This window comes from Streptomyces sp. NBC_00557, assembly GCF_036345995.1.
In the GTDB taxonomy this organism is placed as follows: domain Bacteria; phylum Actinomycetota; class Actinomycetes; order Streptomycetales; family Streptomycetaceae; genus Streptomyces.
This window is the reverse complement of the sequence record NZ_CP107796.1, coordinates 4963695-4976730: the sequence shown is the minus strand read 5'-3', so window position 1 is coordinate 4976730 and position 13036 is coordinate 4963695. Positions and strand designations below refer to the sequence as shown.

The 13036-nt window shown below is 72.2% G+C and carries 10 protein-coding genes; 7 read left to right on the top strand and 3 right to left on the bottom strand.

Annotated features, from left to right (window positions below):
• Nucleotides 1-98: 98 nt before the first annotated feature.
• From OG956_RS21660 to galE, 3 genes are all read left to right on the top strand, one after another.
• Nucleotides 99-1367 (top strand): glycosyltransferase family 87 protein, encoded by a 1269-nt coding sequence (locus tag OG956_RS21660; RefSeq protein ID WP_330339642.1) that lies wholly within the window; start codon nucleotides 99-101, stop codon nucleotides 1365-1367.
• Between the two features lie 44 nt (nucleotides 1368-1411).
• Complete coding sequence (locus OG956_RS21655; RefSeq protein ID WP_330339641.1) at nucleotides 1412-3097, top strand: glycosyltransferase family 2 protein; 1686 nt, start codon at nucleotides 1412-1414, stop codon at nucleotides 3095-3097.
• Between the two features lie 142 nt (nucleotides 3098-3239).
• Nucleotides 3240-4220, top strand: coding sequence for a UDP-glucose 4-epimerase GalE (galE, locus tag OG956_RS21650; RefSeq protein WP_330339640.1), 981 nt, complete (start codon nucleotides 3240-3242; stop codon nucleotides 4218-4220).
• A gap of 87 nt (nucleotides 4221-4307) precedes the next feature.
• On the opposite strand, the gene OG956_RS21645 is transcribed toward galE, so the two are convergent.
• Complete coding sequence (locus tag OG956_RS21645; RefSeq protein ID WP_330339639.1) at nucleotides 4308-4934, bottom strand: TetR/AcrR family transcriptional regulator; 627 nt, start codon at nucleotides 4932-4934, stop codon at nucleotides 4308-4310.
• A 199-nt stretch (nucleotides 4935-5133) separates the two neighbouring features.
• On the opposite strand from OG956_RS21645, the gene OG956_RS21640 reads away from it, so the two are divergent.
• From OG956_RS21640 to OG956_RS21625, 4 genes are all read left to right on the top strand, one after another.
• Nucleotides 5134-6048, top strand: coding sequence for an ABC transporter permease (locus OG956_RS21640; RefSeq protein WP_330339638.1), 915 nt, complete (start codon nucleotides 5134-5136; stop codon nucleotides 6046-6048).
• Nucleotides 6041-6871, top strand: a complete 831-nt coding sequence (locus OG956_RS21635; RefSeq protein WP_330339637.1) for an ABC transporter ATP-binding protein — start codon at nucleotides 6041-6043, stop codon at nucleotides 6869-6871. Before OG956_RS21640 ends, OG956_RS21635 begins: the two co-directional genes overlap by 8 nt.
• A gap of 148 nt (nucleotides 6872-7019) precedes the next feature.
• A complete protein-coding gene (locus tag OG956_RS21630; protein ID WP_330339636.1) occupies nucleotides 7020-9227 on the top strand; it encodes a CDP-glycerol glycerophosphotransferase family protein in 2208 nt (735 codons plus the stop codon).
• Nucleotides 9224-10888 (top strand): glycosyltransferase, encoded by a 1665-nt coding sequence (locus OG956_RS21625; protein ID WP_330339635.1) that lies wholly within the window; start codon nucleotides 9224-9226, stop codon nucleotides 10886-10888. Before OG956_RS21630 ends, OG956_RS21625 begins: the two co-directional genes overlap by 4 nt.
• 137 nt (nucleotides 10889-11025) lie before the next feature.
• Here the strand turns inward: OG956_RS21625 and OG956_RS21620 are convergent, their stop codons facing one another.
• Together OG956_RS21620 and OG956_RS21615 are read right to left on the bottom strand one after the other, a co-directional pair.
• Nucleotides 11026-12573 (bottom strand): hypothetical protein, encoded by a 1548-nt coding sequence (locus OG956_RS21620; RefSeq protein ID WP_443065587.1) that lies wholly within the window; start codon nucleotides 12571-12573, stop codon nucleotides 11026-11028.
• Entirely contained in the window at nucleotides 12554-13033 is a 480-nt protein-coding gene (locus OG956_RS21615) for a GtrA family protein (RefSeq protein WP_330339633.1), read from the bottom strand. Before OG956_RS21615 ends, OG956_RS21620 begins: the two co-directional genes overlap by 20 nt.
• Nucleotides 13034-13036: the final 3 nt, after the last annotated feature.

Here is a 13036-nt window from a genome sequence, read left to right as displayed (position 1 = left end):
ACAGCGCCCGCCCGATCTCTTGCGATTAGCCAATGTTTTACGCTTCTGACGGCGTATCAGCGGGGATATGCGATCCGTGCCGCTTAGGCTCCCGTGCGATGAACCGTCTCCGTGTCAACTCCGGTCGGGTCCTCTGCGTCACTCTCGCCTGGCTGGGCACCCGCGCCCTGATGCTGTGGCTGCTCACCCACGACACCGCTCGGCTGCTCGGCGGCGGCACGGTGTCCGGTGAGGTGCGGCAGCTGTACTTCGACTGGTCCGGCGTGCTCGCGCGCGGTTCGTTCCCGGTGCACGACACGCTGTGGCAGTACCCGCCGGGCGCCGGCGCGGTGCTGCTGGCGCCCCGCCTGCTGCCGTGGCCTGCGTACTTCCCGGCGTTCGTGGTGCTCACCCTGGCCGCGGACGCGCTGGTCACGGCCGCGCTGACCCGCACGGGGCGGCGGGCCGGGCGCAGCCTGCGCGGCGCGGCCCTGTGGACGGGCGGCCTGCCGCTGCTGCTGCAGCTCCCGCTCGCCCGGTACGACGTCCAGGCCACTGCCTTCGCGGTGCTCTCCCTGCTGGTGCTCGGGCGCTCCACGCGCGCGTGCGGTGTGCTCGGGGCGCTGGGCGCGCTGGTGAAGGTGTGGCCGGCGCTGGTGCTGCTCGGCACGCCCCGGGGGGCCGCGACGCGCCGGGCGTGGGGCTGGGCGACGGCGGCCTCGGTCACCGCGTTCGGCGTGCTCGCCGTGCGCTTCGACCACCCCCTGTCCTTCCTGCGCGGGCAGGGCGGGCGGGGCGTGCAGATCGAGTCGCTGGCCGGCACGGCGCTGAACCTGGCGCGGCACGCCGGCTGGCCGGGCCGGGCGCGCTACCGGTACGGCGCCACCGAGCTGGTCGGCCCGCATGTGGCGGCCGTCGCCGCCGCCTGTCTGGCGCTGACCGTGGTCGCCTTCGGGCTGCTGGTGCTGTGGCGGGTGCGGGCGCGGCGCTGGACCGAGGCGACGCCGTTCGACGCGGCGCTGAGCGCAGTGCTGCTGTTCACGGTCACCAGCCGGGTGATCAGCCCGCAGTACATGGTCTGGCTGCTCGGTCTCGCCGCGGTGTGCCTGACCTCGCGGCACACCAGCCAGCGGCCGGCCGCGGCGCTGGTCCTGGCGGCGACGGCGCTGAGCACCCTGGTGTTCCCGATGAACTACGGCGAGGTGACGGCGGGCACCTGGACCGGCTGTCTGCTGATGCTGGCCCGCAACGGGATCCTGGCCGTCGCGGCCGTGCTGTCGCTGGTCCGGTTGTGGCGCTCGACTGAACCGAGGCAAAAGACCGTGCGGACGACGGAACCCCGGCCCGGTTCCGACCGTCTTCCGGAACGAGCGCTAAGCCTCTCTTAACGGGGTATTACCGAACATTTCTACGCTCCCGGCCCGTGGACCCGATGCGATCAGACGCGAACGACACACCCGATACGGCAGGTACCGCCGAGGCGGCGCGCACGGCGCAGGTCGCCGTGGTCGTCATCGGCTACAACGACCGTACCCATGTCGGCGACGCCGTGCGTTCGGCGCTGGCGCAGGGGCCGGCGGTCGCGGAGGTCGTCGCCGTGGACGACTGCTCCACGGACGGCAGCGCCGAGCTGCTCGGCCGGCTGGCCGCCGAGGAGCCCCGGCTGCGGGTGGTGCGCCTGGACGTGAACAGCGGCGGCTGCGGCAGCCCGCGCAACGCCGGGATCGCCGCGGTGACCGCGCCGTACGTGATGTTCCTGGACAGCGACGACGTGCTGCCGCCCGGTGCGGTGGACGCGCTGCTGGCGGCGGCCACCGGGGCGCACGCCGAGGTCGCGAGCGGGCTGTGCGTGCGCCGGGAGCTGCCCTCGGGGCGTGAACAACCCTGGCAGGCGCCCCTCTACACGGCGCGCACCGTGCTCGCCCGCCCCGCCCAGCGCCCGAGCCTGGTCCACGACACGCTGTGCGTCAACAAGCTGTACCGGACCGGCTTCCTGCGCGAGCACGGCATCCGCTTCCCCGAGGGCCGCTTCCTCTACGAGGACATCGTCTTCACCGCGCGCGTGCTGGCCGCCGGCCCGCGCATCGCGCTCGTACCGGACCGTGTGTACGTGTGGCACGTGCGCCGCTCCGCCGAGCAGCTGTCGCTCTCGCTGAACCGGGAGCACATAGACAACTGGAAGGCGCGCGTGGAGGCGTGCGCGCTGGCATACGACATCCTGCTGGGCGCCGGTCAGAAGGAGCTGGCCAGGGCGGCGCGGGCCAAGTTCCTCGATCACGAGGTGCGCATGTACGCGCGCGAGCTGGGATTGCGCGACGCGGACTACCGGCGCGCGTGGTGGACGCACACCCGCGAGTACCTCGCGCGCTACGACGCCACCGACTGGGAGCTGAACCCGAGCGCTCCGGGCCGGGTGCTGGCGCGGGTCGTCATGGAGTCGCCGGAGCCGCGCGACCTGCCCCGGCTGCGCGAGCTGGCCGCCCGCCCGGCGCGGCTGCTGCCGCCCTACGCCCGCACTCCCGACGGCGTCCCCGTCTGGTCCGCCGATCTTCCCCAGGTCACCCTCGCGCCGTTCCTGACCCGCCCCATCGGTGTCCTCCCGCTCGCAGTCGACGCGGAACTGCGGCCACGCGCGCGTGCCTCGCTGCTGCGCCTGCGGCTGCACGAGCTGTACGGCAGGGTCGCCGAGGCCGGCCCGCGCGAGGTGGACGTGGCGTGGCAGTCCCGGGACGACGAGCGGACGCGGGGGCGTACGACGGTCCCGCTCACGCCCTCCGGCACCCGCGGCGACACGCCCAGCAGTTCGGAATCCGGTGTGAAAGGCGCCGCGGACAGCTGGACGGCCGAGCTGCCCGTCGACCTGGCCGCGCTCGGCGCCGGCACCTGGGACCTGCGGCTGACCCTGCGCTTCGCGGACGGCGCGCAGCGGGACGTCACGGCGCACGCGCTGACGGGCGCCGGCCGGCTGGCCCGGCGCGCCGTCCCGAGCGCCCGGCACGGCGTGCTCCTGGTGCAGCCGTACGCCACGCACTCCGGCGCGCTGGCGATTCGCGTGGCGACCGGCGTGCGCGGGGTACTGCGGGTGGTGCGCGGCCGGCTGCGCCGCCTGCTTCACTGAGACGGCCCCGGGCTCACCGGGACGCCCGCCGCTTCACCAGGGACACCGAGTGCGCCGGCGGGACGCCACTGCTTGACCGAGAGATGCCCGCGTCCGCTCCGCCGAGCGGTCGCACGGGCCGACTGACGAGGAGACGGCCGCAATGACCTGGCTGATCACCGGCGGTGCCGGATACATCGGGGCACACGTCGTACGGGCGATGACCGAGGCGGGCGAGCGCGCGGTCGTCTACGACGACCTGTCCACGGGCGACGCCAGGCGCGTGCCGGCGGAGGTCCCGCTGGTGCGGGGCTCCGTGCTGGACGCGGACCGGGTGGCCCGCACACTCGCGGAGCACGAGATCAGCGGGGTCGTGCACCTGGCGGCGAAGAAGCAGGTCGGGGAGTCGGTGGAGCGCCCGCTGGAGTACTACCGGGAGAACGTCGAGGGTCTGCGCACCCTCCTGGAGGAGGTGACGCGGGCGGAGGTCCCCTCCTTCGTCTTCTCGTCGTCGGCCGCCGTGTACGGCATGCCGGACGTCGACCTGGTGACGGAGGAGACCCCCTGCCGGCCCCTGTCCCCCTACGGCGAGACCAAGCTGGCCGGCGAGTGGCTGGTGCGCGCGACGGGCCGGGCCACCGGCCTGTCCACGGCGTCCCTGCGCTACTTCAACGTGGCGGGCGCGGCCGCCCCCGAACTCGCCGACACCGGCGTGTTCAACCTCGTCCCGATGGTCTTCGAGAAGCTCACCGAGGGCGCGTCACCGCGGATCTTCGGCGACGACTACCCGACGCCGGACGGCACCTGTGTGCGCGACTACATCCACGTGGTCGACCTGGCCGAGGCCCATGTCACCGTCGCCCGCGCCCTGGCTTCCTCCCCCGGCGCCGACCTGACCCTCAACATCGGCCGCGGCGAGGGCGTGTCGGTCCGCGAGATGATCGACCGCATCAACGCGCTCACCGGCTACGCCCGCCCGCCGGCCGTCGCCCCGCGCCGCCCCGGCGACCCGGCGCGCGTGGTCGCCTCGGCGGCCCGCATCGCCACGGAACTGGGCTGGCAGGCCAAGTACGACGTCGAGGACATGATCACTTCGGCCTGGGCCGGCTGGGTACACCACCACCCGGAGGCAGCACGGGCCTAGCCAGGCCCTGTCGTCGGACTCGCGCCGTCCGCCCCGGGAGGTCACGCCGCGCCCGTTGCGCAGCGGCCCGGGCGCGGCGCCCGTCCGTCACAGCGCCTTGAGCGCCCCCGCCGTCGCGCGGGCCAGGTCGGCCAGGTAGCCCTTCGGGAGTTTCGGGGTGCGGATCACCACCGCGCGCCAGTACAGGGGTCCGGAGATCAGGTCGAGGGCGAGGTCGGGGTCGACGCCCGCGCGGAGCTCGCCCCTCTCCTCCGCCGCCGCCACGATCTTGCTGGCCACACCCTCCTGGCCGTCCCGCAGGGCCTTCTGGAAGGCGTCGGCGATGTCGGGGTTGCGGGCCGCCTCCGCCTGGAGGTCGGGGATGATCTGCGAGGCGACCGGATGGCGCAGGGCGCGCGAGGTGACCTCGTACAGCAGGCGCAGATCGCCCTCGAGGGAGCCCGTCTCGGGCACCGGCAGGCCCAGCACCGCCATGGCCGAGACGACGTCCAGCACCAGGTGCAGCTTGGAACGCCAGCGCCGGTACACCGCGGTCTTGCCGACGCCGGCCCGCCGCGCGATGCCCTCGATGGACATGCGGGCGTAGCCCACGGCCGCGAGCTCTTCGAAGACCGCCGCCCGGATGGCCTCGGTCACGTCCTCCCGGAGTACGGCGGCCCCGGCGGGCGTCCGGCGGCGCGGACGCGTCGAGGGCTCGTCGGCGTTCGTCGTCATGACCCCAGCATAGGGCGTTACGACGAAACGGTTGCGTTCCGACGTCGATTGGTTCTACGCTCGCGTTGCGACGATACGGTCCCGTCCCGACGTAAGAGAACGTGAAGAGAAGCGCAAGGAAACGCCGGACCACGTGACCGAGCGCCCCGGCTGCCGGCCGGGCCGCGGCATCCCCTCCCCCCGAGCGAAAGCAGCGGATGTGAGCCAGGTCCTCGACACACCGCCCCCCACCCGGGCCCCGGCCGACGACGATCTCGCGGCGCTCGCCGCCCGGCACGGCCTGTCGGTCAGCGGCGCCCGCCCGACCCTGCCGGAGTACGTCCGCCAGCTGTGGGCCCGGCGGCACTTCATCACCGCCTTCGCCACCGCCAAGCTCACCGCGCAGTACAGCCAGGCGAAGCTCGGCCAGATCTGGCAGGTCATGACCCCGCTGCTGAACGCGGCGGTCTACTACTTCATCTTCGGCGTGCTGCTCGGCACCAAGAAGGGCGTCCCGGACTACATCCCCTTCCTGGTCACCGGCGTGTTCGTGTGGACGTTCACGCAGAGCTCGATCCAGGTGGGCACCCGGGCGATCTCCGGCAACCTCGGTCTGGTGCGTGCCCTGCACTTCCCGCGCGCCGCCCTGCCGATCTCCTTCTGCATCCAGCAGCTCCAGCAACTGCTGTTCTCGATGGCCGCGCTGGTCGTCATCCTGCTGGGCTTCGGCCTGCCGGTCACCCCCGGCTGGCTGCTGGTGATCCCCGTGCTGGTCCTGCAGTTCCTGTTCAACGCGGGCATGGCGATGATCATGGCGCGGATGGGCGCCAAGACCCCGGACATCGCCCAGCTGATGCCGTTCGTGCTGCGCACCTGGATGTACGTGTCCGGCGTGATGTGGAGCATCAGCAAGCTCACCAAGAAGGACCACCTGCCGCACATCGTCACGATCCTGCTGGAGAACAACCCGGCCGCGGTCTACATCGACCTCATGCGCTACGCGCTGATCAAGAGCTTCCACGCCAGGCAGCTCCCCCCGCACGTGTGGGCCACGGCCACCGGCTGGGCCCTGCTCGCCGGCGTCGGAGGCTTCATCTACTTCTGGAAGGCTGAGGAGAAGTACGGCCGTGGCTGAGCAGACCCCCACCGAGAAGATCCCCACCGTCATCTGCGACGGCGTCGACATCGTCTACCGCGTCAACGGCACCGGCGCGGGCCGCGGCTCCGCCACCGCCGCCCTCAACCGCATCCTGCGCCGCAAGCAGACCGAGAAGGCGGCCGGCGTGCGCAGGGTGCACGCGGTGAAGAACGTGTCCTTCATTGCCTACAAGGGCGAGGCGATCGGCCTCATCGGCACCAACGGCTCCGGCAAGTCGACGCTGCTGAAGGCCGTCGCCGGACTGCTCCCCGTGGAGAACGGCCACATCTACACCAATGGCCAGCCCTCGCTGCTCGGCGTCAACGCCGCCCTGATGAACGACCTCACGGGTGAACGGAACGTCTACCTCGGCGGCCTCGCCATGGGCATGTCCCGGGAGCAGGTCAAGGAGCGCTACCAGGACATCGTCGACTTCTCCGGGATCAACGAGAAGGGCGACTTCATCACCCTGCCGATGCGCACGTACTCCTCCGGCATGGCCGCCCGGCTGCGGTTCTCCATCGCCGCCGCCAAGGACCACGACGTCCTGCTCATCGACGAGGCCCTGGCCACCGGTGACCGCCGGTTCCAGATGCGCTCCGAGGAACGGATCCGCGAACTGCGCGAGCGCGCGGGCACGGTCTTCCTGGTCAGCCACAACAACAAGTCGATCCGCGACACCTGCGAGCGGGTCCTGTGGCTGGAGCGCGGCGAGCTGCGCATGGACGGGCCGACCGAGGAGGTCATGAAGGAGTACGAGGCCTTCACCGGCGACAAGAGCGACAAGAAGCCCGGCGGCAAGGGTAAGAAGGCGGCGTAAAGGCGGCCGGAGAGGAAACCCCGGGCTACGGAACCGCCTCTTCCTTCCGGGGCGTCTCTTACTCCGCGTACGGTTATCCCTTTCATCCGCTTAGTGACAGTATGTTATGAAGGGTGTTCACGCCGACGAGCCGAAGGAGTCCACTGCGATGCCCCAACTCAGCGTCATCGTCTACGGACCGAACGCACAGGGGCATCTGACCGAGTTGCTGGACTCGCTGGAGTCCCGGCCGCTGCCCGACGCCGAGGTCATCGTCGCCGCGGTCGGCGACTGGGCGCGGGAGACGGCCGAGGCCCACGCCCCGGAGACCGTGGTCGTCCCGCTGCCGGAGGGCACCTCGGACGCGGCGGCCCGGGCCGCCGGCGCCGCCCGCGCCACCGGCCGCTGGCTGCACTTCGTGCACGCCAAGGACGGCCTGCCGGCCGGCGCCACCCGGCAGATCGCCGAGCGCACCGCCGAACTGGACGCCGCCGGCGCCGAGGACGCCGACGTCCTCCTCTTCGACCACGTCACCACCACCTGGCAGACCGCCGGCACCCCCTCCCGCGACGGCCGCCTCCTCGCCGCCGTCGGCCGCGAGAGCCGCCCCCTGGACGAGGCCGCCGACCTGCTGCGCCTCAGGCCGATCCTCGGCAACCGCGCCCTGCGCGCCGCGTTCTGGCGGGCCCACGAACAGCAGCTCACCACCGACGACGAAGCACAGGCCGCCCACGCCGCCCTGCTGCACGCCGGCCGCGTCGCCTGCCTCAACCAGATGGCGTACGACAGCCGTGAACTGCGCCCCGAGAGCCTGCCGCCGCTCGCCCCCGAGGACCGCTTCGCGCTGATCGAGCGCTACGAGTCGCTGCTCGCGCTCGCCAAGGACCGCCGCGCCGCCCGCACGGTGCTCTACGACCTGATGATGCGCGACCTCGTACGCACCTTCGCCGGCGAGAACCTGCCCGACGCGGTGGCCCGCGAGTTCTTCCGCCGCGCCTCCCTCGCCGCGGTCCGCTGGCGCCCCGAGAACCACGAGCGCCCGGCCGGTGTGGAGGGCGTACGGCACGCCCTGCTGGAGGAGGGCGCGTACACCAAGTACCGCGCGTTCCAGGCCGCCAACCGCACCCGCCGCGCCGCCAAGAAGGCCGTACGGACCCGCAAGAAGCAGGTCGGCGCCAAGCTCCGCGACCAGCAGTACCGGCGCGCCCTGAGCCGCCCGGTCGACGAGAACCTGGCCGTGTTCGCCGCCTACTGGGACCGCGGGGTGGCCTGCAACCCGGCCGCGATCGCCGCCAAGCTCGCCGAACTCGCCCCGCACATCCACCAGGTGTGGACGGTGTCGAAGGAGAACACGGCCCTGCTGCCGCCCGGCACCGACTTCGTGGTCCCCGGCACCCGCCGCTACTGGGAGACCCTGGCCACCGCCAAGTACCTGACGAACAACGTCAACTTCCCCAACGCGGTGGTCAAACGCCCCGGGGCGGTCCACCTCCAGACCCACCACGGCACCCCGCTCAAGCGCATGGGCCTGGACCAGATGGAACACCCGGCCGCCGCCAAGGGCCTGGACTTCGCCGCCCTGCTGGCCCGCATCGACAAGTGGGACTACAGCATCAGCGCCAACAGCCACACCACCCGCATGTGGGAGCGCGCCTACCCGGCCCGCTACACCTCCCTCGACTACGGCTATCCGCGCAACGACGTCTTCTACACGAGCGGCGCCGAGGAGGTCCGCGCCGCGCGCCGGCGCCTCGGCATCGCGCCGGGCAGGACGGCCGTCCTGTACGCCCCGACCCACCGCGACTACGAGGCCGGCTTCACCCCGCGCCTGGACCTCGCGGCCCTCGCCGACCGGCTCGGCGAGGACACCGTGCTGCTGGTGCGCGCCCACTACTTCTACGGCGGCGCCGCCTCCCCGCTGACCGGCCTGCGCCGCTCCGGCCGGATCATCGACGTCTCCTCCTACGACCCCGTCGAGGAGCTGTGCCTGGCCGCCGACGCGCTGGTCACGGACTACTCCTCGATCATGTTCGACTACGCCAACCTCGACCGCCCGATCGTGATCTACGCCGACGACTGGGAGACCTACCGCACCACCCGCGGCGTCTACTTCGACCTCATGACCGACCACCCCGGCCAGGTCGCCCGCACCCAGGAGGAGCTGACGGAGATCTTCGCCTCCGGCGCCTGGCGCGACGAGACCGCGGCCAAGGCGCGGGCCGCCTTCCGGCGCCGGTTCTGCGAGTACGACGACGGCCGCGCCGCCGAACGGGTCGTACGACGGGTGTTCCTGGGCGAACCGGAGGAGTCGCTGCCACCGGTGGTCCCGCTCGAGGAACGCGTCCCCGCCCCGACCCCCGAGGAGGCCTCGGCATGACGACCCCCGACGTGACGGTGACGGTCATCGTCTACAACGACGCCGCCCGCCTGCCCCGGGCGGTCGCCTCGCTGCGCGCGCAGACGCACGCGAACATCGAGATCATCATCAGCGACGACCACTCCACGGACGACACGCCCGCGGTGGCACGCCGGCTGGAGTCGGAGGACCCCCGCATCCGCTACCTCCGCCTGCCGGAGAACAGCGGCGGCTGCAGCGCCCCGCGCAACCGGGCCATCGACATCGCCCGCGCCCCGTATCTGATGTTCCTCGACAGCGACGACGAACTCCCGCCCCGCGCGGTCGAGTTGCTGCTCGCCGCGCACCGCGAGCGCAAGGTCGACTTCACCATGGGCGCGGTACGCCGCGTCCGCGTGGACAACGGCCGCCGTACGACGTGGATGCCGCACCTGGTCGCCGAGCGCCGCACCGTGGAGGGCATCGAGGCGGACCCCCGCCTGCTCTTCGAGCACCTCTCCACCAGCAAGATGTACGCCCGCTCCTTCCTGGACCGCCACCAGCTGCGTTTCCCGGAGGGCATCCACTACGAGGACCAGCTGTTCTCGGCGCAGGCCTACTGCCTGGCGGAGGCGTTCACGATCATCCCGGACCCGGTGTACGTCTGGTACATCGACCCGTTCGCGGCGGCCGCCTCGGCGTCCATCTCCAACCAGCGGCACAAGGTCACCAACGTCCGCGACCGCGTCCACGTCCAGCGCCTGATCGACGACTTCCTGGTCGAGAGCGGGCACGCGGGGCTGCGGGAGGACAAGGACTACAAGTTCCTCAAGCACGACTTCCGGATGTACGCGGGTGACCTGCCCTACCGGGACGAGGAGTGGCTCCAGGCCTTCGCGGACATCATGAACCCGTACCTGGAGACGCTGTCCGACGGCGCGTACACCCGTCTGCCCCGCCAGGAGCGGATCGTCCTGGAACTGCTGCGGCAGGGCCGGCTGGCGGAGACCAGGCTCGCGGCCCGCGGACTCGGCCACGAGGTCGCTCCGCGCCAGGTCACCTCCGACGCGTCCGGCGTCCCGTACTGGGGCGACAGTGTGCCCTCGACCGACCGCGCCCGGCGTGAACTGGCCGTGTCCGACCTCGAGCTGGACACGCGCCCGTTCCCGAGCGCGCTGTTCCGGCACGAGATCACGGAGCTGACGCCGGGGCCGGGGGCGTCCCTCACCCTCGCCGTCCGCACCTACGACCCCGGCCTGCGCCTCCCGGTCGGCCCGCAGCGCGCCGGCCTGGTCCTCTCCCCCGGCAACCGCCGGATGACGGTCCCCTTCCGGCTGGACCCGGTCAGCCCCGGCGTCTTCGAGGGCACGGTCCGCCTGGACCTCGCCGAGGCCCCGCTGCCCCTCCAGGGCTTCGCGGGCGTACGGCATCCCCTCGTCCGGCTCCAGCAGCAGGGCCTGTCCAACTCCGGTCTGCTGCTGGCCCCGCTGGCCTTCCCGGTCCTCACGGCCCGCATCGAGTACCGCTCCGGCGCGGCCCCGCACGAGCTGACCATCGAACCCGAGGGCCGCAACCCCGGCCGCCTGCAGCTCCGCTGGCGCCCGGTGGGAGTCACCGCCCACGTGGTCCGCCCGGTCGTCCAGAAGATCGCCCGCCCCCGCGTCCGCAAGGCAGCGAAGCTGCTGTCGAGCGTGCTGAGGTAAAGGGGCCGGTTTCGAAGCGCCGCTGGGCCTGAGGAGGCGCGGGACTGCGGGTCCGTCGTGGCTGACCGCGCCCACGCGACGGAGCCGCATACCGACACAGCCCCGCGCCCCTTCGGGGCGCCAAGCCCAGCGGCAGCTCAGCGCACCACGCGGTACAGGACCTGGGCGGCCGGGCCGGCCTTCACCTCGCGAAGTCCCGGCCCCGCCAGGCTCTTCGGTCCCACGACCCACTTCACGTCGTACTTCCGCAGGATCCCGGCCCGGTCGGCCGAAGAAGTCCCCGCGGCGAAGTAGCGGGCAACCGCGTCCTCCCGCCGCGCAGCATCCTTCAGGAACACATCCGGATACCCCGGTGCCACGGTGTACGGCCCGTACGCCGGAATCTGCCGCGCCGGGAACTCCTTGGCCATCACCACGTCCCCGTACTTCACCCACGGCGTGATCCAGTGGTAGCCCACCCACGGCGTCCGGTACTTCGCGGCGACCGCGGACGGCAGCGCGTCCCGCCCCGTCACATACCCGAGCGTGCCGGCCTGCGTCCACGCCCCGACGAGCAGTCCGGCGCCCAGCAGACACGCCCAGCCCGTCTTCACCCACGCTCGGCTTCGCTCGCGCGGGGGGTCCCCCATCGCACGCCGCCCCGCCGGCACGGCCTCCAGCGCGGCGGCGAGCTGCGCCGGGATGAGCGCGGCGGGCAGGGCCCGCCCCCAGGAGTAGTGGCCGCTCAGCCCGCCCGCGGCGAACACCAGCACACCCAGCACGAAGAACAGCGCCAGCGGGTCCCAGCGGTCGCGGCGCAGCCGCAGCGCCAGCGCCGCCACCCCGAGCAGCACCAGGCCGAAGCGCGCGGCCAGATGCTCGTACAGCGGCTTGTGGATGGCCTCCAGGTCCGCACCGGCGGAGAAGAGGGAGAAGAAGTCGTAGTACGGCCACAGCCACAGCAGGAGCAGGCCCAGGGCGAGCGCGGCGGCCGGCCGCAGCAGCACCGGGCGGGGCGGGCGCGCCGCGATCACCATCGCCAGCGCACCGAGCGAGGCCACGACTCCGGTGAACTGGTGGCACAGCAGGATCAGCGCCCACAGCACGCCGAGCCACAGCCACCGCCCCCACGGCGCCTCCTCGCGTGCCGCGCGCGTGAGCCAGGCCCAGAAGTGGAAGGTGAGGCCGAGCGCGAACACGCTGGGGTACGACACCGTCAGCGCGAGGGAGTTCAGGCCCAGGAAGCCGGACCAGTTGAACAGCAGCGGGCCCCACAGGAAGACCAGGCCGAGCAGGGCCAGCGCGGGGGCCGCGCGGTGCGCGGAGAGGGTGCGGACGTACCGCCACACGCCGGTGACCAGCAGGCTCAGGCCGGCCAGCGCGGCCAGCCGCAGCACCACGAACACCGACAGGCCGGTCAGCTTGGCGACCACGCCGAGGACCAGCATCCACGGCGAGTAATAGGGGCTCGGCGTGTCGGCGTCGACCAGCGGGTTGCCGGGGTGGGCCAGGTGGTGGCTCAGGCGCTGGACGGTGGCCGCGTGCATGCCGAGGTCGCCCGCCCAGGGCAGGCGCACGATCACCAGAAGCAGAAGGACCACGACGAGCGCGGCGGCCGCCTGCGGCAGCGCCCGGGCGGCCCGCGCCACGGCCGTCGGCGGTTCGGTGCGGCTCACCGGTTCGGTCTCAGACGGTGCGGTGTGCATCCTGCCGGAACACCCAGGTGCGGTAGACGAGAAAACGGAACGCGGAGGCGAGCACGATCGACAGTGCCTTCGCCGCATTGGATTCGAGCATGCTGTGCAGGCCGAGACCGTGGTAACCGACCCAGAACAGACCGATTTCCATCACGACACCGAGGCCGCTGAAGACGAAGAACAGGATGATCTGGCCGCGGGTGCGCGACGCCCGGTCGCGATAGGCGAAATAGCGGAAGCCGAGGTAATTGGTCGCCATCGCGATACAGCTGGCCAGGACGGTGGCGGTCATCGCCTGCCAACCAAGGCCGTGCAGCAGCAGGTTGAAGATCAGGAAATTGACGAGGACACCGCTGCCGCCGACGATCCCGAATTTCACGACCTCGAGCACGACCCGTGTGGCGGGCCGCCGGGCCGGAGCCGGTGCGGGAGGCGGTGCCGGACGCGTCTCGGTGAGTTGAACAGTCACAGC